At 31.4% G+C, this 20,094-nt stretch carries 14 protein-coding genes, 1 riboswitch and 2 other annotated features; of the genes, 11 read left to right on the top strand and 3 right to left on the bottom strand.

What is annotated here, in order from left to right; genetic code table 11:
• Window positions 1-57 precede the first annotated feature (57 nt).
• A complete protein-coding gene (gene cls / locus CLCOS_RS09565) occupies window positions 58-1,581 on the bottom strand; it encodes a cardiolipin synthase (RefSeq protein WP_023162942.1) in 1,524 nt (507 codons plus the stop codon).
• Window positions 1,582-1,643: 62 nt separating this feature from the next.
• Window positions 1,644-2,030 (bottom strand): zinc finger containing protein, encoded by a 387-nt coding sequence (locus CLCOS_RS09560; protein ID WP_013237555.1) that lies wholly within the window; start codon window positions 2,028-2,030, stop codon window positions 1,644-1,646.
• Between the two features lie 203 nt (window positions 2,031-2,233).
• Here CLCOS_RS09560 and CLCOS_RS09555 point away from each other — a divergent pair, with 203 nt between their 5' ends.
• From CLCOS_RS09555 to cutA, 11 genes are all read left to right on the top strand, one after another.
• Complete coding sequence (locus CLCOS_RS09555; protein ID WP_192847891.1) at window positions 2,234-3,943, top strand: ABC transporter ATP-binding protein; 1,710 nt, start codon at window positions 2,234-2,236, stop codon at window positions 3,941-3,943.
• Between the two features lie 5 nt (window positions 3,944-3,948).
• Complete coding sequence (locus CLCOS_RS09550; protein WP_063600763.1) at window positions 3,949-5,790, top strand: ABC transporter ATP-binding protein; 1,842 nt, start codon at window positions 3,949-3,951, stop codon at window positions 5,788-5,790.
• Between the two features lie 125 nt (window positions 5,791-5,915).
• Window positions 5,916-8,060, top strand: coding sequence for a formate dehydrogenase subunit alpha (fdhF, locus tag CLCOS_RS09545; RefSeq protein ID WP_063600764.1), 2,145 nt, complete (start codon window positions 5,916-5,918; stop codon window positions 8,058-8,060).
• 352 nt (window positions 8,061-8,412) lie between these two features.
• Window positions 8,413-8,496: riboswitch (cyclic di-GMP riboswitch) on the top strand.
• Window positions 8,497-8,566: 70 nt separating this feature from the next.
• Window positions 8,567-9,577, top strand: coding sequence for a galactose ABC transporter substrate-binding protein (locus CLCOS_RS09540; protein ID WP_023162946.1), 1,011 nt, complete (start codon window positions 8,567-8,569; stop codon window positions 9,575-9,577).
• 23 nt (window positions 9,578-9,600) lie between these two features.
• Window positions 9,601-11,304, top strand: coding sequence for a methyl-accepting chemotaxis protein (locus CLCOS_RS09535; RefSeq protein ID WP_063600765.1), 1,704 nt, complete (start codon window positions 9,601-9,603; stop codon window positions 11,302-11,304).
• Window positions 11,305-11,382: 78 nt separating this feature from the next.
• Window positions 11,383-11,441, top strand: a sequence feature (sodium ion sensor (DUF1646 type); this cis-regulatory element may regulate processes involved in with the transportation of sodium ions).
• 47 nt (window positions 11,442-11,488) lie between these two features.
• Window positions 11,489-12,679 carry a cation:proton antiporter gene (locus tag CLCOS_RS09530; protein ID WP_063600766.1) on the top strand — a complete coding sequence of 397 codons (1,191 nt, stop codon included), beginning with the start codon at window positions 11,489-11,491 and terminating at the stop codon, window positions 12,677-12,679.
• A gap of 44 nt (window positions 12,680-12,723) precedes the next feature.
• Entirely contained in the window at window positions 12,724-13,167 is a 444-nt protein-coding gene (locus CLCOS_RS09525) for a GNAT family N-acetyltransferase (protein ID WP_023162949.1), read from the top strand.
• Between the two features lie 21 nt (window positions 13,168-13,188).
• The gene (locus CLCOS_RS09520) at window positions 13,189-14,616 is read left to right on the top strand and encodes a transglutaminase domain-containing protein (protein WP_063600767.1); all 1,428 of its coding nucleotides are present in this window, start codon (window positions 13,189-13,191) and stop codon (window positions 14,614-14,616) included.
• Window positions 14,617-14,980: 364 nt separating this feature from the next.
• Window positions 14,981-15,505 (top strand): FmdE family protein, encoded by a 525-nt coding sequence (locus tag CLCOS_RS09515; RefSeq protein WP_023162951.1) that lies wholly within the window; start codon window positions 14,981-14,983, stop codon window positions 15,503-15,505.
• Between the two features lie 401 nt (window positions 15,506-15,906).
• The gene (locus CLCOS_RS09510; protein WP_013237566.1) at window positions 15,907-16,776 is read left to right on the top strand and encodes a DUF1002 domain-containing protein; all 870 of its coding nucleotides are present in this window, start codon (window positions 15,907-15,909) and stop codon (window positions 16,774-16,776) included.
• Between the two features lie 366 nt (window positions 16,777-17,142).
• Window positions 17,143-17,478 (top strand): divalent cation tolerance protein CutA, encoded by a 336-nt coding sequence (gene cutA / locus CLCOS_RS09505; protein WP_063600768.1) that lies wholly within the window; start codon window positions 17,143-17,145, stop codon window positions 17,476-17,478.
• Between the two features lie 41 nt (window positions 17,479-17,519).
• Here the strand turns inward: cutA and CLCOS_RS09500 are convergent, their stop codons facing one another.
• Window positions 17,520-19,634, bottom strand: coding sequence for a methyl-accepting chemotaxis protein (locus CLCOS_RS09500; protein ID WP_063600769.1), 2,115 nt, complete (start codon window positions 19,632-19,634; stop codon window positions 17,520-17,522).
• A 255-nt stretch (window positions 19,635-19,889) separates the two neighbouring features.
• Window positions 19,890-20,083, top strand: a binding site (T-box leader).
• Window positions 20,084-20,094: the final 11 nt, after the last annotated feature.

The following is a 20,094-nucleotide window of genomic DNA, read 5'->3' as shown; positions in this document are numbered from 1 at the left end:
AAACAGAGTTCTTGGCATCAAGTGGGGTTAAAATTATATTTGATGCAAGAACTCTGTTTATACTAATGGAGCAAACATTCTCAAAATTGATTCTACAATTTTTTTTGAAAGACTTCTTTTTTCCCATACATCTTTGTTTATCTTTTTTGATACTTCTATAGTTCTTAAAAAATCTTTGTAAATATTATCTATTATGGGGACATTGTACAGGTAGGTTGCACATTCAAAATGCAAATATAAACTTCTGTAATCTAAGTTTATAGTTCCAACTACTGCACATTCCCCATCAGATACAAAAGTTTTTCCATGGATAAATCCTGGTGTATATTCGTATATTTTTACTCCTGAATCTAATAAGTTGTCATAATGAGATCTAGTGAGAATCTGTACGATTTTTTTATCTGGAATAAAAGGGGTTATTATTCTCACATCTACTCCCCTTTTTGCTGCGAGGCAAAGTGCCAGTGTCATTTCATATCCTATTACCAAGTAGGGGGTAGTAATATAAATGTAATTTTTAGCACTGTTTATAATGTTTAAATACACGTATTCTGCTGCGCCATCAGGTTTTATGGGTCCACTGTTATAAGGCATTACAATACCCTGACTTTTTTCTAGTTTGAATGAAGTCTTATATTTTGAAAAGTCCTCTTTCTTTTTTGATATTGATTGCCACATTCTTAAGAACATAATTGTAAAACTATAAACTGCTTCTCCTTTTAAGCATACAGCCATGTCTTTCCAGTAACCATATTTTTTATATTCATTTATATACTCATCGCCTATATTAATTCCACCAGTAAAAGCAACAGTTCCATCAATTACAGTTATCTTTCTGTGATCTCTGTAATTTAGCATAAAATTTAAAATTATTTTAAATGGATTAAATATTTTTAATTTTATATTATTGACTTTAAGAGACCTTTTAAAATTTTTTGGTAAAACAACAAGAGAACCAACATAGTCTACTAGTACTCTTACTTCTACACCATTATTGGCTTTTTCTTTTAAAATCTCAAAAATTTCATCCCACATTTTACTTTTTGAGATTATGAAGTACTCTAAAAAAATAAACTTCTTGGCATTTTTCAATTCTTCTAAAAGTTTTTTATACATGTCTTCCCCTGACGAGAAGTAATCAACTTTTGTATTTATATAGCATCCATAGTCACTAATATTTTTTATAAGTCTTGTTTCATTGTATCTCATTTTATTTTCATTTTTAAAAGAAGAAAGCATATCTTGGTCTTCTTTTGGAAATACGTCTTTATCCAATTCTATTTTGTTTATCTTATTAAAGTTACGTTTTATTCCAATCATGGAAAAAATATAAATAAGTGCTCCCACTACTGGAATGAGAAGAATTAAAACTATCCAGCTTATTTTATAAGAAGTATTTTTATCCTTATAGTTTAAATGAATTACGAAAATGACACTTATGATTTCAAAAAAGACAAAGTAATATATTAAGGATATATTAAATGAATTGAAAACTAGTGCAATAGCTACAAATTGAAACATTGTCCAAAATATTAAAATTACAAATTTAAAAACTGCCACAAATATTCTTCTTTCACCCAATAGCAGCACCTACTTTTCAAGTTTTTATTCTATTTTATCATAAACTATGTTAATGAAAAAGATTAAGATTTCCTTTTAAAAGAAGTACCACAATTTTTACATGTTATGGTTATCTTTCCTTTGTGTCTAGGAACTCTTAATTTTTGGGAGCAATTTGGACACTTAAATATTTTATACTGTTTATGATTGTTCATAGAATAGGTAAACCCACTAAACCTTTTAGCTAGAGGTGAGATGAAATTTTCATAAGCCTCAAGTTCCTTGTATCTCCTGTATTTATTCCTTGAAAGGCACCTCCAGGTACTGTATATGAAAAATACAAACCCTAGTGTAGCTGTACGTCTAAATAAAGATAGAACAATTCCGCCAATATAAAGGTGGGTAGAAAGTTTATCAATACCATAACTTTCTCTAAAATAATAAGAAAGTTTATTTAAAAAATTTCTCAAAGTAATCGCCTCTTTAAATTAGATTGATATTCATAGGTTTACATAATATTCTATTTAACTTCTAGATAATTATACAGTATAATTAGTACTTTTGCATTAGACAAGAAGCTTAATTAATCTTATGTTCATAATTGAAATTGCAATTAAAAAGTAATATTATCAATAAATAAGATAAAATTTGGGGAGTGTGTCCATTGAAATATATGAAAAAATATATACATAAATACTGGAAAGGTTTTTGCCTTGCTATATTTTGTCTTGCTGTGGAAGCAATGTGTGATTTGATACAGCCTACTATAATGTCAAAAATAGTAGATATAGGTGTAGCAAATAAGAATATGGATTACATAGTTAAACACGGATTTATAATGCTGACAGTTACAGGATTAGGTGCTTTAGGTGCATCAGGACGTAATATTTTATCTGGAAGTGTATCTCAAAAATTTAGTAGGGATTTAAGGGAAGATTTATTTAAAAAAATTCAGAGTTTTTCACTTAATAGTATTGATAAATTTAAAAGCAGTTCACTTATAACACGTCTTACCAATGATGTAACTCAAGTTCAAAATTTTGTCAATGGACTTATGAGGATATTTGTAAAGGCTCCTATTGTTTGTATTGGAAGTATTATTATGGCGTCCAAGCTGAATTTACATTTAGCAGTGATATTGTTTATTATAATACCAATTATAGTTTTACTTATATTCTTAAATATGAAAATAGAATATCCCTATTTTATGAAGGTTCAAGTATCACTTGATAAAATAAATTCTGTTATGAGAGAATATTTGTCTGGAGTAAGGGTGGTAAAGGCATTTAACAGATTTAATTATGAAAGTGAAAAATTTGAAATTGCAAATAAAAATTTAGGAAAATTAACTACAACTGCAATGCGTATCATGTCTTTATTTTCTCCAGGAAGAAATTTGATTATCAATATAGGAATAGTATGTGTTTTGTGGATTGGTGGAAAGTATGTAGAGGCAGGAGATATTCAGGTAGGGAAAATAATTGCTTTTACTAATTATATGACACAAATACTTTTTTCTATTATGATGATATCTGCTATATTTAATGTATTTGCTAGATCTAAAGCTTCAGCAGTTAGAATTTTTGAGATATTGGATGAGGAGAATGACATAGAATTTAATGAAGTCTCTACAAATTTTACTGAAAAAGGGAGAATAGATTTTGAAAATGTATGCTTTTCCTATTCAGATGGACATCAAGTTATAAATAATATTAGTTTTAACTGTATGCCAGGAGAAACAATTGGTATTGTTGGACCTACAGGTTCAGGTAAAAGCAGTTTGGTGAATTTAATACCTAGATTTTATAATGTAACTTCTGGAATCATAAAAATTGATGGAGTGAATATACAGAATATAGATCAAAAAACTTTGATGGATAAAATAGCGTTAGTGCCTCAAAAAACAACATTATTTACTGGAACTGTTATTGAGAATATAAGATGGGGCAAAGAAAATGCTTCTCTAGAAGAAGTAAAAAAAGTTTGTGAAATTGCAGAAGCTAATGAATTTATAGATAGATTTCCTGAAAAATATGATACTAAAATTGGACAAGAAGGAATCAATTTTTCAGGTGGGCAAAAACAGAGGATTTCCATAGCACGTGCACTTATTAAAAGCCCTGAAGTACTTATATTTGATGACTGTACAAGTGCATTAGATGCAGTTACAGAAGCTAAGATAAGAGAAAATTTAAGAAAAGGTTTAGAAAATTTAACGTGTATCATAATTTCACAGAAAATATCTTCTATAATGTGGGCAGATAAAATACTTGTAATTGATGGTGGAAAATTAATAGGTATTGGAAAACATGATGAACTTGTGAAAACCTGTAAGACTTATGAAGACATATTAATATCTCAGTTTGGAAAGGAGAATATATAGAGGATATGGGAAAATATGATAGAAATAATATAACAGTTCCTTTAGGTGCTAGAAAGAGAGGAAGGGGAAGAAGACTTGGACCTGTAGAAAAACCAAAAAATTTAAGAAAAACGATTCTAAGACTGTGGAAATATTTTGGAAGTGAGAGAAAATTACTAGTTATAATACTCATATCTGTAATAATAGATTCTGTAGTAGGACTTATAGGACCTTATCTTATAGGAAGAGCTATTGATGCCATGTCAGAATCCTATGGAAAAGTAAACTTTAATATGCTTTGGATAATGATTATGTTGCTTTTATTAACTTATGTAGTGGATACTATTTTAACTTTTTTTCAGGGATGGATTATGTCAGGGGTAGCCCAGCGGATAATAATGGGTCTTAGAAAAAATTTATTTGGCAAACTTCAAAAGCTTCCACTATCTTTTTTTGATATGAATACTCACGGAGAAATTATGAGCAGACTTACAAACGATGTAGAAAATGTAAGTAGTACTATATCACAATCTACGGTTCAGCTTATGTCAGGAGTAATAACAGTTTTAGGATCTTTTGTAATGATGCTTATATTAAGTCCGTTTCTTACTTTTGTGACTTTAATTACAGTGCCTATGGTTTTTTTATTAACTAAGAGTATAGCAAAAAAAACAAATCCGCTGTTTAAAGATCAACAGATAGAACTTGGAAAACTTAATGGACATATAGAAGAAACAATATCTGGGATTCAAGTAGTAAAAGCTTTTAATCATGGTGAAAAGTGTATAGAGGAGTTTAATAAAATAAATTCTTCCCTATGTGAAGTAGGGTTAAAAGCTCAAATTTGGTCAGGGTTTTTAATGCCAATAATGAATGTAATAAACAATATAGGTTTTGCAGCTGTAGCAGGTGTAGGGGGAGTGTTAGCTTTAAAGAATATTATAACAGTGGGAATTATAGCTAGTTTTTTAAGTTACTCAAGACAATTTGCAAGACCATTAAATGATATAGCTAGTATATTTAATACACTCCAATCAGCAGCAGCAGGTGCAGAAAGAGTATTTGAAGTACTAGATGAAAAAGAGGAGTTGGAAGACATTTCTGATGCAAAGGTATTTGATCATGTAAAAGGACGGGTTAGCTTTGAAAACGTAAGCTTTTGCTATAGAAAAGGTGTTAAAATATTAAAAAACATAAGTTTTGATATAAGTCCTGGTACAAAAGTTGCCCTTGTTGGACCTACAGGAGCTGGTAAAACAACTATTGTAAATTTGGTCACTAGATTTTATGATGTATCAGCTGGTAAAATTTTAATTGATGGAGAGGATATAAGAAATTATAAGAGAGATAGTCTTAGAAAATGTTTTGGTATAGTTCTTCAGGATACGTATCTTTTTGCGGGAACAATACTTGAAAATATAAGATATGGTAAGTTAGATGCAGATTTTACTGAAATTAAGCAGGCAGTTAGGTTTGCTAATGCAGAGACATTTATTGAGAAACTTCCACAAAAATATAATACTTTAATTCATGAGGGAGGAAACAATTTAAGTCAAGGCGAAAGACAGCTTATAGCTATATCAAGAGCAATACTTTCAAATCCCGCAATACTTGTTCTAGATGAAGCTACTAGTAATGTGGATACACTAACAGAACTTAAAATAGAGGATGCTATGAATAAACTTATGAAGGGGAGAACTAGTTTTATTATTGCTCATAGATTAAGTACTATTAAAAATTCAGACATTATAATGGTAGTAGATAAGGGAGAAATAGTAGAGAAAGGAAGTCATAAAGATTTAATTAAAAAGAAGAGTATGTACTACAATATGTATAATAACCAATTTTACAGAAAAGAGCCACTATAAAAAATTTTAATACTACTAATAACAACGAATAAGTATTTCTTATAGTCTTTGAATTGCACACTTTTTTAGTGATATATTAAATATAGAAAGATTCAAAAAATATAAAAAATAATGGGGTAGTTATTATGGAGAATAAAGTATTAACTGTATGTCCTTACTGTGGTGCTGGTTGCAGACTGTATTTAGTGGTTGAAGATGGGAAAATTAAGAGAGCTGAGCCTGCTATGGGCAGAACAAATGAGGGAGAGCTTTGTCTTAAAGGTTATTATGGATGGGATTATTTAAATGATCCTAAGCTTTTAACTCCACGTATAAGGAAGCCTAAGATACGAAAAAATGGCAAGCTCGAAGAAGTTACTTGGGATGAAGCTATCAGTTTTACTGCAAAAAGATTGGGAGAAATAAGAGACAAGTATGGCGCTGATTCTATAATGGGTACTGGTTGTTCTAGAGGTCCTGGAAATGAAGCTAACTATATTATGCAAAAATTTATGAGGGCTGTTATTGGAACAAATAATGTGGACAACTGTGCTAGAGTTTGTCATGGACCTTCTGTAGCTGGACTTGCTAAAGTGTTGGGAAATGGTGCAATGTCTAATAGCATTCCTGAAATTGATAATGCAGACTTGGTATTTATTTTTGGGTATAATCCTGCAGAATCTCATCCTATGGTAGCAAGAAGAATAGTTAAGGCAAGACAAAAAGGTGCAAAAATAGTAGTAGTGGACCCTAGGGTAACAGAAAGTGTAAGAATTTCAGATTTATGGCTTCCGATAAAGGGTGGTACTAATATGGCACTTGTAAACGGTTTTGCCAATGTTCTTATTAATGAAGGTTTATACAATAAAGATTATGTAGAAAAATATACAGAAGGATTCGATGAATATATTAAAGTTATAAAGAAATATACACCTGAATATGTAGAAAAAATAGTAAATGTACCAGCAGAAAAGATTAAAAAAGCTATGGAAATGTATGCTTCAGCTAAAAACCCAATGATACTTTATGGTATGGGAGTATGTCAATTTGGTCAAGCTGTAGATGTGGTAAAAGGATTAGCTGGTTTGGCACTACTAACAGGAAATTATGGAAGGCCAAGTGTTGGAATAGGCCCTGTAAGAGGACAAAATAATGTTCAGGGAGCCTGTGATATGGGAGCACTTCCAAATAATTTTCCAGGATATCAGAGTGTTACAGATAAAAATGTGAGAGAAAAATTTGAAAAAGCTTGGGGAGTAAAAAATCTTCCAGACAAAATTGGCTATCATTTGACTGAAGTACCTAAAGCAGTACTGGAGGAACATAAATTAAAGGCATATTATATTATGGGTGAAGATTGTGTTCAAAGTGATCCAAATTCAAATGAAGTAAGGGAGGCTTTGGATGAGCTTGAATTTGTAGTAGTTCAGGACATATTTATGAATAAAACTACATTACATGCAGATGTAATTTTGCCAGCAACTGCCTGGGGAGAACATGAAGGGGTATATAGTGCTGCAGATAGAGGATTGCAAAAGTTTAACAAGGCAGTTGAACCAATTGGTGAAGCAAAACCTGATTGGCAGATAATTTGCGAGTTATCTTCAGCTATGGGATATAAAATGCACTATAATAATACAAAGGAAATATGGGATGAAATGAGAAGCCTTTCACCTAAATTTGCAGGTGCAACTTATGAGAAAATGGAAACTTTAGATGGTGTACTTTGGCCATGTCCTACAGAAGATCATCCAGGAACTCCTGTTTTGTATGAAAACAACGAGTTTAGTACTCCGAGCAAAAAGGGTATTTTATTTGCTTCAGAATGGAGACCTACAGAAGAATCACCAGATGAAAAATATCCGCTTAGTTTGTGTACAGTTAGAGAAATAGGGCATTACTCTGTAAGGACAATGACAGGAAATTGTCGTGCTCTACAGCAGCTAGAAGATGAACCTGGAAAAATACAGATGAGTATAGAAGATGCAGAAGAACTTGGAATTAAAACAGGAGATTTAGTTAGAGTATCTTCAAAAAGAGATTCTGTAGTAACAAGGGCAAATGTTACAGATAGAGTTTTAAAAGGAGCTACTTATATGACTTATCAATGGTGGATTGGTGCCTGCAATGAACTTACAGTAGATAATCTGGACCCTATATCAAAAACTCCAGAATATAAATACTGTGCAGTTAAGGTTGAGGCAATAGAAGATCAAGATAAAGCTGAAAAGTATATTGATGATACTTATAAAGCTTTGCGTGAAAAGTTGGGTATTGTAACTGCAAATTAACTTTTATCAAGTGATTCTTAGGTTCAGGTGTAGTTTGCTTGTAAGGACGACTTTATCCAGATGAACCTTATTAACAGTATTCTTAGTGTCTTTAGCACTTATAATACGTTATCCTTTAGGGGAAGAACTTATTCAGGCACGTAGCAGTACTTATCCCCCATTTTGGTAGAAAAGCAGATATTCCAAATCTTTGATTTGGCGATAGTCGCTTTCGTTGTGTGCGATGGGGGTGTTAGTAATGGTGGCGATTGGATAAAAATAGAGCCAAAAGTGTAAACTTTTCACTTTTGGCTCTATTTTATTGATTATTTTCAATTTTAGCAGTAAAATTAAATAATAATTTAGTATGTTTTTAAAAGTTGGAAACAATGAAAAATTCTCTATAATTGGGCACCTGGAGAGTTTGGAGTTAGTGGTGCAACCTGCCAATAATCGATTAATTTTAATCGATTATTGGCAGGTTGCATATAAGGGAAAAATTTAGATATTTTTAGGGGGCTTTGATTGTGAAGAAATGTATGAAATCAATTGCTGTTACTGGTCTATTAACTATTATTTTGGGGACAGGCTGTTCAAATTCTTTATCTTCAAATAAAAATGAACCTGTAATTGGTTTTGTTGCCTATGAGTTTAATAATACATGGATAACTGAACTTAAGAATGAGATGTATAAGGTATCTAATGGAAAAGCTAGAGTTGATATTTGGAATGGAAATAATATCCAAACAGTTGAAAATGACAAGATAAGTCTCTTTATAAATAGAAAAGTCGATGTACTTGATATAAATCCAGTGGATGTTAATGCTGCAGGGCAGATTATTGAAAAATGTAAAAAAGCAAATATACCTACAGTATTTGTAAATCGCCAGCCTAAAAAAGAAGATGTGGAAAAATGGAATAAAGTTTACTATGTAGGTGCTAAAGCAGAGCAATCTGGAACAATACAGGGGCAGATGCTTGTAAATTATTTTAAAGGCCATCCTACTCAAGATGGCACTATTAGATATATTATGCTAAAAGGGGAAATGAGAAATCAAGATGCTGAAAAGAGAACACAATATTCTATAAAAGCTCTTGAAGATTCAGGTTTTAAGGTGCAAAAGGTGGCAGAAGATACTGCTATGTGGGATCGTACAAAGGCTCAGGAAAAAATGACCTCGTTTATCTCGTCATATGGTCCAAATTTTGACTGTGTAATAGCAAACAATGATGACATGGCCCTTGGAGCTGTTGATGCCCTAAAAGCAGCTGGATATTTTAATGGAGGAAAATATGTACCTGTAGTAGGTGTAGATGCTACGGCACCGGCAGTTAAAGCTGTTGAAGATGGCACCCTTTTCGGGACTGTTTTAAATGATGCTGCAAAACAGGGAGATGCTGCTTTTGATTTATCATATATACTTTCCAAGGGGAAAATTCCTGATGAAAGTAATTTTAAGTATAAGATTACAGATGGAAAATACATCTGGATTGATTACAAAATGATTACAAAAGAAAATGTGCAGGATGCAAAATAGGATTATTAATGGGGGAGAGTATTGTGATAAAAAATGTAAAAGTTAAAACTAAAATTTTTGTAGGATTTAGTATTATTTTGATAATGATGTTTTTAGCTACAATAGGTGCTTTTTTTAATTTTAATCGCATTGAAAAATCTACAGATAGAGTTTCAAAAGATGTTATTCCAATAGGCAATATTATGTCCCAAATTAGCAGTGAACTGATAAATGAAGAGTCAGGAGTCAGAGGTTATATTGCAAGCGATGGAGATAACAGATTTCTAGAGTCCTACGATTCAAGTGAAGAAAATATTCAAAAGAATATAAAAAATATAAAAAGTTATTATTATGTAGATGATAATTTAGCCATTACTATAAAAAATGAAGTTATACCAAATATTCAGGTAATAGATAATTATTTTAGAGATCAAATAAACTTAGTTAAGTCGGGAAAAATTCAAATAGCACGAGATAGACTTCAAGATGGAAAAGTATATATGGATGATTATAAATATGTGTATACTAAACTTAGTAATATGATAAATGAAATTACAAATAATGCATGGACACAGACTAGAAATGCAGGCTCTAGAGCAAAATGGATTATGGGTATTATATTCTTAATAAGTATTGCAGCCAGTATTTTTGCAGCAATGAAAATTTCTAATAAAATTGTATTAAGGCTTGATAAGTGTGTAGATTCCCTGGGACAGATATCTGATGGAAATTTGATAGTTGAACCTATAAAAATAGAGGAAAAGGATGAAATAGGAGAACTGGCTACTTCAATTAATATAATGGCACAAAATTTAAAAAATATTGTAAGACTGGTTCTAAATGTTTCTAATGAGGTAACTGAAGCTTCAGAAGAACTTTATAATAACGCCCATCAGTTAAACGATACTGTAGGACATGTGAATGATGCCATTATCAAGGTGGCTGAAGGAGCTGAAAATCAATCTAAATCTTCAGGAGAAGCATCTGCAGTAGTTGAGCAAATTTCCGCAAGTTCTGAGGAAGTGGCTGCTAATTCTCAGGAAGTAGCAAATGCTGCAAGTAATGCATCTTCAGCAGCTAAAAAAGGCAGTGATGTTATATTACAGGCTGTTAGCCAGATGGAATCTATTAAAAATTCAACGGAAATAGTAAAAGATTCAGTGGAAAAGCTTAATCGTGATTCTATGGCTATTGGAGAAATTGTAAATACTATTTCAGATATTGCAGATCAAACTAATTTATTGGCTTTAAACGCATCTATCGAGGCTGCACGTGCTGGAGAGCAGGGAAAAGGATTTTCAGTTGTAGCAGAAGAAGTACGTGAACTTGCAGAGGAATCAGGTGAATCTGCAGATAAAATTGCAAAACTTATTCAGCAAGTTAAAGAAAATATTCAAGGAGCTACTGTTTCTATGAAGAGTAGTATGGACAATGTAAATGATGGGACGAAAGTAGTGAACAATGCGGGGAATTCATTTAATGAAATATTAAAGCTTGTAAATGATGTTTCTTTGCAAATTCAGAGTACTTCTGAAACTTTACAGCAGCTTGCAGAAGGTAGTGAACAAATTGTTTTAAATGTAGAGACAATTGATAAGATATCAAAGGACACTGCATCTCAAAGTCAAACAGTATCTGGAGAAACCGAAGAATTATATGCATCTATGGAGGAAATAACTTCTTCTAGTCAGAATTTAGCAAATTTATCTGAACAGCTTAAACGAGCTGTAAATAAATTTAAAATTTAATAAAACAATTTATATGTTGAGTAATTGACATAATTGTGATATTATGTCTATATTAAAATTAAAAATAGTGTATATTTCGGTTGGACAAATATTTATTTGTTTTCAAGATGATAATATGACTTTTGGGGTGGAAAGTCCTTTAGGGGGGGCTTTCCACTTTTTTAGCTAAAATAAGGAGGTTATAATGGAAAAAACTTTATTAGATATAGTGTTAATTCTTATATGTACAAAGATAGGTGGAATTATTAGTAGAAAGTTGAAGATGCCAGAGGTTTTGGGGGCACTCATTGCAGGTGTAATACTTGGTCCTGTTATTTTAAATGTTGTTCAGTATGATGATAATATAAAACTTCTCTCAAATTTAGGAGTAATTATGCTCATGTTTCTTGCAGGTCTTGAGACTAATATTGAAGAATTTAAAAAAGCAGGTTTATCTTCTTTTATAATTGCCATGTGCGGAATTATTTTACCTTTTATTTTAGGAACTTTAAGTGCCTATATGTTTTTTAATAATTTCTTAGAAAATGTATTTGTTGGAGTTATTTTAACGGCCACTAGCGTAAGTATTAGTGTGGAAACTCTTAAGGAACTTGGTAAGCTAAATACAAGGGCTGGTATAAATATTTTGGGAGCTGCTGTAATAGATGATGTTTTAGGGCTTATGCTCATATCTATAGTACTTGCAGTAGCCCAAAGCTCTGGTTCTGGGGCCTCAGCTTCCGGGATGATGTCACTTGTTTTTGTTTTTGTAAAAATAATTTTATTTTGTGGATTTTCTATATTGGGCATAGTGTGTTTACCTAAGTATATAAATAAATTTACCAGGGATGTAAAGCCAGGTAAAGAGATGCTTACTTTTTCACTGGCATTTGCACTTTTAATAGCATGTATTGCAGAGTATCTTGGAATAGCGGCTATTACAGGAGCATATATATGTGGACTTGTACTTTCTTCTATTGAGCATAAAAAGTATTTAGAAAGAAATATCAAAGCAATTTCTTCTGGATTTTTATCACTTATATTTTTTGCAAGTGTGGGCATTGAAGCAAATTTAAAGGGTCTCAATCTAGAAGTACTAATTATTACTTTAGTTATGTTTGTTATTGCAGTTGTTGGAAAAATAATTGGATGTGGTGGTGCGGCTAGAGTTCTTAAAATGAGTAAAAGTGAGTCTTTACAAATTGGAGTAGGTATGATCTCTAGAGGAGAAGTTGCTATAATTACTGCAAATATAGGATTACAAAAAAATATTATATCGGAGGAAATATTTCTTCCAACTTTAATGGTTGTAATACTTACGACAATTATAACTCCTGTGCTTTTAAAAGTGGCTTTTTCTCATAAAAGTGAATCTTTGTCTAAGCTAGATATTTAAAATTCACAAATTGTGAATTGATTATGATATTAGGAGATGTTGTAATGATAAGAAGAGGAAATATAAAAGATCTGGACACTATAGTAAAATACAATTATAATTTAGCTAAAGAAACAGAAAATCTGGAATTAGATAAAGAAATATTGAAAAAAGGTGTAAGAACTGCACTAGAAGACAATGGAAATGGAATTTATTTTGTATATGAAAAGGACGACATGGTAGTGGGACAGATCATGATAACTAAAGAATGGAGTGATTGGAGAAACGGAGATTATTGGTGGATACAGAGTGTATATGTAAACAAAGATTATAGAGGACAAGGAATATTTACACAATTGTTTGATTATGTGAAATATCTTGCTGAACGCAGCAATAATGTGTGCAGTTTGAGATTATATGTAGAAAAGAAAAATGAAAGAGCTAAAGATACTTATAAGTCCAAAGGAATGAAAGAAACGCATTATCTAATGTATGAAATTAAAAAATAATTGTTGTTGGGAGATGGTATTGTGTTTAAGAAAATAGGTAAATTTATTGTGGTAGCTGTGGTGTGTGGATTTCTATTTGTGGGTAAAGATTGCTATGCTGCAGAAAATTATAAAATTTGGAATAACGATGCCACCTCTAATGTAGCCAATAACAAGACATGGACAATAAGTTTTAATAAAAATATTGATATAAATTCAGCAAAAAACTCTATTAAAGTATATGAGCAGGACAATAATCAATCAGTAGCAGTTAATGTAGTGAGTTCAAAATCAGATGTTGTGCAGGTTTCACCTGAAAATCCCTACACTTCTGGCGAAAAATACGTTTTGGTAATAGATAATAACTTAAAATCTACTGATGGCAAGCAATTAAATGAAGGAGTAAAATATAATTTTACAGTAAATGGGCAAAATGGATCCAATGGTGAAATTTCAATACAAAATTATACTCAGTATTACAATGCTGTAAAGGATGCACTTTCTAATTATAAGGATACTTTAGTTTTAAACATAACAAACTATGATAGAAGTACTTATAATTTGGGTGTCATAGATAAGATTTTGAAAGACAATCCAAATTTAAGAGATTGGTATTCAAGTGCAGGAAGTAATGTTGAGAGTTCCAGTTCTACTAAAATGACTATAAATTTTAAGTATGACGATACTAAGCAAAATTTAATAGCTAAGGAAAATGCAATACAGCAAAAAGTCGATCAAGTAGTAAACAGTGTCACAACGCCTCAAATGAAAGACTATGAAAAAGAATTGGCACTTCACGATTATGTGGTAAATAATACAGAATATGATCAAAGGGCAGGTACAGCAGATATGCCTGATGATTCCTATACTGCTTATGGAGTTTTAGTGAATAAAACAGCAGTTTGTCAGGGTTATGCAGATGCTATGGACAGGCTTCTTACAGCTGCTGGTATAGAATGTAAAATGGTAATAGGACGGGGAAATGATGGAGATGGATGGATAAGCCATGCCTGGAATATAGTAAAAATACAGGGGCAGTATTATCAGATGGATTCTACCTGGGATGATCCTGTTACAAATGATGGATCCAAGCTCCTTTCACATTCTTACTTCAATATAACTGATTCTCAGATTGAAAAAAATCATGAGTGGGATAAATCAGATTACCCTGAATGTAACAGTACTGACTATAGTTTTGAAAAGTTAAATGTGACGGAGAAAGATAGATATGGTAATGATATAAATGTTGTAGATAATTATAATGACTTTTACAATGCATTAAAAAATTATGTAACTAGTCAGAGGCAATCTTTTAGTATTAAAATATTAAACTATAATTCTACAGATTATAATGTTCCAAAAACGTTAAAGCAAATAGTTATCAAATATAGCATTTATGGAGACTATAGTTTAACCTATTATTCGGATGAAATATCAGGTGCAGAAGTTTTCACAATAGTAAAATCTTAATTAAAGAAAGTAAGGTGGTCTCTGACTCCCTTACTTTCTTTAATTGTTACATATACTTGAAATGAATTATATTATTGTAAAGTTTTATATAAACAGAGTTCTTGGCTTCAGGTGGAGCTTTTTTCTCCATCTGAAACTTATTAACAGGATTCTTAGTGCTTCAGCACTTAGAAGGCGTTATCCTTTAGGAGAAATCGTTATCCAGGGGCGTAGCAGCCGTTATGCACAGCATAAGAACTCTAAATCGATGAAGCTCAAGAGTTCTAATATCCCCCACTTTATAAGAAGATGTGGTATTACGGCTGGTAGCCATCGGATAAATGACGTATAATTTATATAAACAATTTAGTCAGGAGGGAATAAAATGGATAAAGAACTATGGGAAAAATGTGTTGAATTTCATGGACATTTATGTCCTGGACTTGCAATAGGCTATAAGGCCAGTGAGGCAGCTAAAGAAAAAATGGATATTTCCTTTTCAAAAGATGAGGAAATAGTGTGCATAACTGAAAACGATGCCTGTGGAGTAGATGCAGTCCAGGTGATAACAGGGTGTACCATGGGAAAGGGAAACTTAATTTATAGAGACCGCGGTAAAATGGCATTTAGTTTTTTTAATAGAAAAAATGGTGATGCCCTGAGAGTGGTATTAAAAAATTGGCCGAGAAGTGGAGACAGACAAAAAGATATTGATTATTTGCTAAACTGCCCTTGTGAAAAATTATTTTATTATAAAAAACCAGGATTTTCTGTGCCGGAAAAGGCTAGGTCATTTAATAACATAGTATGTGAAAATTGTGGAGAAGATACAGCTGAACATAGAATTAGAATAATGAATGGAAAAAAGGTATGTTTAGATTGTTTTAAAGAGTATTCAAGGAAAGAATAAATATCTTAATAATATATTAAAATTTTATATTTGGTTATAATTTTATACTTCTTTTATTCATAAATATAGTATATTATATTTATAATATGTATTAATATTTATCTCAACTTTCGCAGTTTAAAAAAATTATGAAGCAAAGCTTCACAAGTTAAGAATTAATAATGAAAAATTAATAGTGAAGGATGATTTTTAGCTGTCGCAAAAAATCTTTAAATTTATATAAATCAGCAATGTTTCGCTTTAGCGAAATGAGTGGTGAAAAGCTTAATCAAAGATTTTTTGTAGTGTAATGGAAAAAATCTACATTAACTATTAATTTTTCATTCTTAACTATTAATTAAAAAAGTTTTATATGTGCGAGAGTTGGGTATTTATAAAACTAAAAAAAGGAGTTTAAACACATGAAATTTAAAACAATTTTTAGTAAGTTATTGATAGTGCTTATGGCTATAACTGTAGTTTTACCTATTTCAGGAAATAGAGTTTATGCAGATGCCTATAAAGTTGTAACCTTAGGAGGAGATCTAACAGATAGCCAAAAACAAGAAATGCTTAAGTATTTTGGGGTTACTAGACAGGATGCTAATGTAATAGATGTCAATATAGATGAAGAGAAAAAATATTTAGGAGATGTTGCAAGCAGTGATAAAATAGGTACAAAATCTATATCCTGTGCTTATGTAGAACCAACGTCCAGTGGTGGATTAAATGTATCTACAAATAACATATATTGGGTAAGCAGCAGCATGATAAAGAATGCACTTATTACTGCAGGAATAAAAAATGCAAATGTTAAGGCATCAGCTCCTTTTAATGTATCTGGAACAGCAGCTCTTACTGGAATTTTAAAGGGGTTTGAAAATAGTGCAAACGGCGGCAAAATTGATGAAAATAAAAAGAAAGCTGCCAATGACGAATTGGTTACTACAGGAGAGTTAGGTGACAAGATAGGGAAAGACAAAGCTGCTGGTGTAATGAATGATATAAAAACACAAGTAGTTAAAGATAAGCCTAAAACTGAAGCCGGGGTAAGAAAGATAGTTGAAAATGTAACTAATAACTATAATTTAAATTTGAGTACCGGAGATATTGATAAAATAACTAATGTTATGAATAAAATAAATGGTTTAAATTTGAATTTTGGAGATATAAAAAGTCAGTTAGGTAGTGTTGCAGATCAGTTAAAGGGTACTTTATCTAGCGAACAGACTCAAGGATTTTTTGCTAAAATTATTAATGCAGTTAAAAACTTTTTTTCTAATCTATTTTAGTATAGTTTAGAATTGAGAGTGGATAATTGAAAGCTATCATTTACTTTCAATTATCCACTTTAAACTTCTAACTTAAGGTATTTGAAAGAAAATAACAAGTCAAAGATGCGACGAATATTTTTTATCCGATGACTAACCCGCTCTAATACTCACACTTTTTCAAGTGTGAGTAAAGAGCGGTTATGTCCCTGGATAACAATTTCTAAGCATCAGTTGCTAAGAACTTTGTTTATCAGACAAGGAGGCAGGCTCCGCAGATAGTGAATCCTATCTAAGGGTTCTACCGACGCAGTATGATAAAAAATAGGCTAGTATACTGACTAGTTATTTCTTTGAAAATGCCTAAACATAATTGGGGGAATAATTTTGGAATATAAAAATTATAAGATGGAAACTTTTATACCTGAGGAATATGTGACAAAACTTCGGGAGAGTTTGAACGATATAGGAGCATTAACTATAGGTGGAAATTATGACAACTGTATGTCAGTTTCTAAAGTTACAGGGTATTGGAGACCACTTTCAGGAGCAAATCCATTTAAAGGAGAAAAAGGCGAAGTAAGTGAAGAAGAGGAATGTAAAGTAGAGTTTTGCTGTAAGAGTGACATAGTAGAAAAAGCTATAAGCACTATAAGAAAGGTTCATCCTTATGATGAACCGGTTATAAATGTAATACCACTTTCGAATTTTGTAAAATATTAAAAAGCATGAAGTTCTAGTAACTTCATGCTTTTTGATATATATCATATTTTTAATTTTGAAACTAATCCTTTAAGATTTTCATTTCTTTCTTTAGCATATTCTGAAAGATGCTTAGCTTTCTCTGATTTTTCTACTATTGTGTTAGTTTTTTCAGCAATGGTAGTAGTTCCATTTGCACCTTCATTTGCAGCGGTTGTTACACCATTTATTATTTCCGATAAATTTTTAATTGAATCAAGAATTTGGTTTGATGCATCATCAAATTCTGAAACCATGTTTTTAATTGAATTTGCATCTAAACTGTACTTATCTGCTGCGTCAAGCATAGTTTGGTAATCTAGTTTAACGTTATTTGTCATATAATCCATCATACCATTTGCACTTTGCGCAAGATTATTTACTGAAGCTATTACTTTTTCTGTTATTTGTTTAATTTTTGAAACTGCATTAGAAGAATCATCTGCAAGTTTTGCTATCTCATCTGCAACTACTGAAAAACCTTTACCGGCTTCTCCGGCTCTTGCGGCTTCTATTGCTGCATTAAGAGCTAGAAGACTAGTTTGTTCGGTTATTTCCATTATAGTGTTTGAAAGAACAGTAATTTCATCAACAGATTTTGATTGTTCTAAAGCATTTTTAAGTTTTTCACTTGTTTCTTCATAAATTTCAAGTCTTTTTTTCTCTGATTCTAAAAAGTTTGCCTTCAATTTTTTAGCAGTATCATCAATTTCTTTAGCTGATACCGCACCTTCTTTAGCCTTGTGGGCTATAACTTCCACTGATTTCTCTATTTCGTTTGATGTAGCATTCATTTCTTCTGTAGATGCTGCTGTTTCTTCCATAGTTGCTGATAACTCTTCAGTAGTTGAAGCAACATCTTCTATATTTGAATTTAATTCTTCCATATGTTTTACAGTATCTATAACTGCACCCTCTACATTTGAGGACTCTTCTTTGACCCCTAGAACAAGCTCTCCAATGGAACCTTGCATTTTATCAATGGATTTTGCAAGTATACCTATTTCGTCTTCCTTATGTAAAAATTCTTCTGGTATTTTTTCAGTAAAATCGGCATTTGAAAGTACTTCCAGGTGATTACATGCCACAGTTACAGGATAAATATTTCTTTTAATAAGAATAAACATTAATGCAATTACTGCTAGGGTAATAATTATAGTCATAAGCATTATTATCCTGAAAAGTTGGGTATATTCAACATACATTTGTTTGTCTGAAATCATTGAGGCAAAGGTCCATTTGTTAGCTACTCCATTTAAAGTTATTGGAGAGTATGCTTTTAGTGATAAAGTTCCTGTAGCTATAGCTTTTTTGTGCGTTTGAAAGCTTTCACCATTAGAAATTTTATCCAAAATGTCTTTTTCGCTTTTATCCAAATCAACTATATTTTTATTCACTAATTCTTGATTGTTACCATTTGCAACAATTTTACCTGTATTTGTAATTATTGATGCATAACCACCCATAGGTTTTGCTTTGTTGACAGTTTGTTGTAGATTTTGGAGTTTAATATCTGCTCCTACCACTCCTAAAAAGTTTCCACTATCATCAAGTATAGGCATTGTTAGCGAAGTGATTAAAGTGTCTTTGCCATTTATTTTATATGTATATGGTTCTATTAAACAAGTTTTTTTCGTTTCCTTTGGAAGAAAATAATAACTTCCACTACTTTCATCATTATAACCTGTGCAAGGTTCTAGTTTTATGCTTCCATTTTCTCGTACGAGATAGGGAACGAATCTACCAGTAGCATCATGACCATCCTTATTTATATAGGAACTATCTTTACCGTCAAATGTATTAGGTTCCCAAGCTGTGTATAATCCTAGTATATCGCTATTTTTTTCTAGTGTAGTTTTTAAAAGTTCAATTACTTGTTCTCTGCTTAAACTTCCTGATTTTTTACAATATAGGACAGTATTCCTTATTCCTTCCACAGTGGTCTGTGATACTTTAAAGTCTACTTGTATATCTTTTGCGAAAGCATTTGACACCTGCTTTGCTTGTTCACTGGCTTGGTTATAAGAACTTTGTTGAACTTTTTTTAGTGTAACTCCTTCAATAATAGCAATTCCTAAAAGCACTACTATGCCAAGTGTAATACTTAATTTAGTTGCTAGATTTAATTTTTTAAACATCTGTGACTCCTTTCAAATTTTATAGGATAATTAATAACATAATTATCCTATACTTCTGTATTTTTCTTTTACCTATATTTATTCGTTATGTATGAGTGAAAAAATTAGTGTAAATATTAAATTTTGTGTAAAATTTTGTAGATAATTTATATGTTATGTATTGTATATACTAAAAAAATAGGTGAACATAAAAATGAAATTAACAGTTGACAACAAAAATGAATTGTACTATACTTACAACATAATAATTTTTAGATAAAAACTTAGATAGGGATCAGTAGATTTGTATTATATTTTAAGAGAGTGGTGTAGGGTGTAAATCCACATATAGTATATTTTGAACTCGCCCTGGAGTTGTAGGCTGAATTACAGTAAGCTGAGCCGGCGAAAGCCGTTATTAAATTGAGTATAAATTTGGATGGTACCGCGACAGACTTCTCGCTCCAAGAGAAGTCTGTTT

This window comes from Clostridium coskatii (assembly GCF_001675205.1).
Taxonomy (GTDB): Bacteria; Bacillota; Clostridia; order Clostridiales; family Clostridiaceae; genus Clostridium_B; species Clostridium_B ljungdahlii.
Note: the sequence above shows the minus strand (reverse complement) of the source record. Positions and strands in the feature narration are given on the sequence as shown.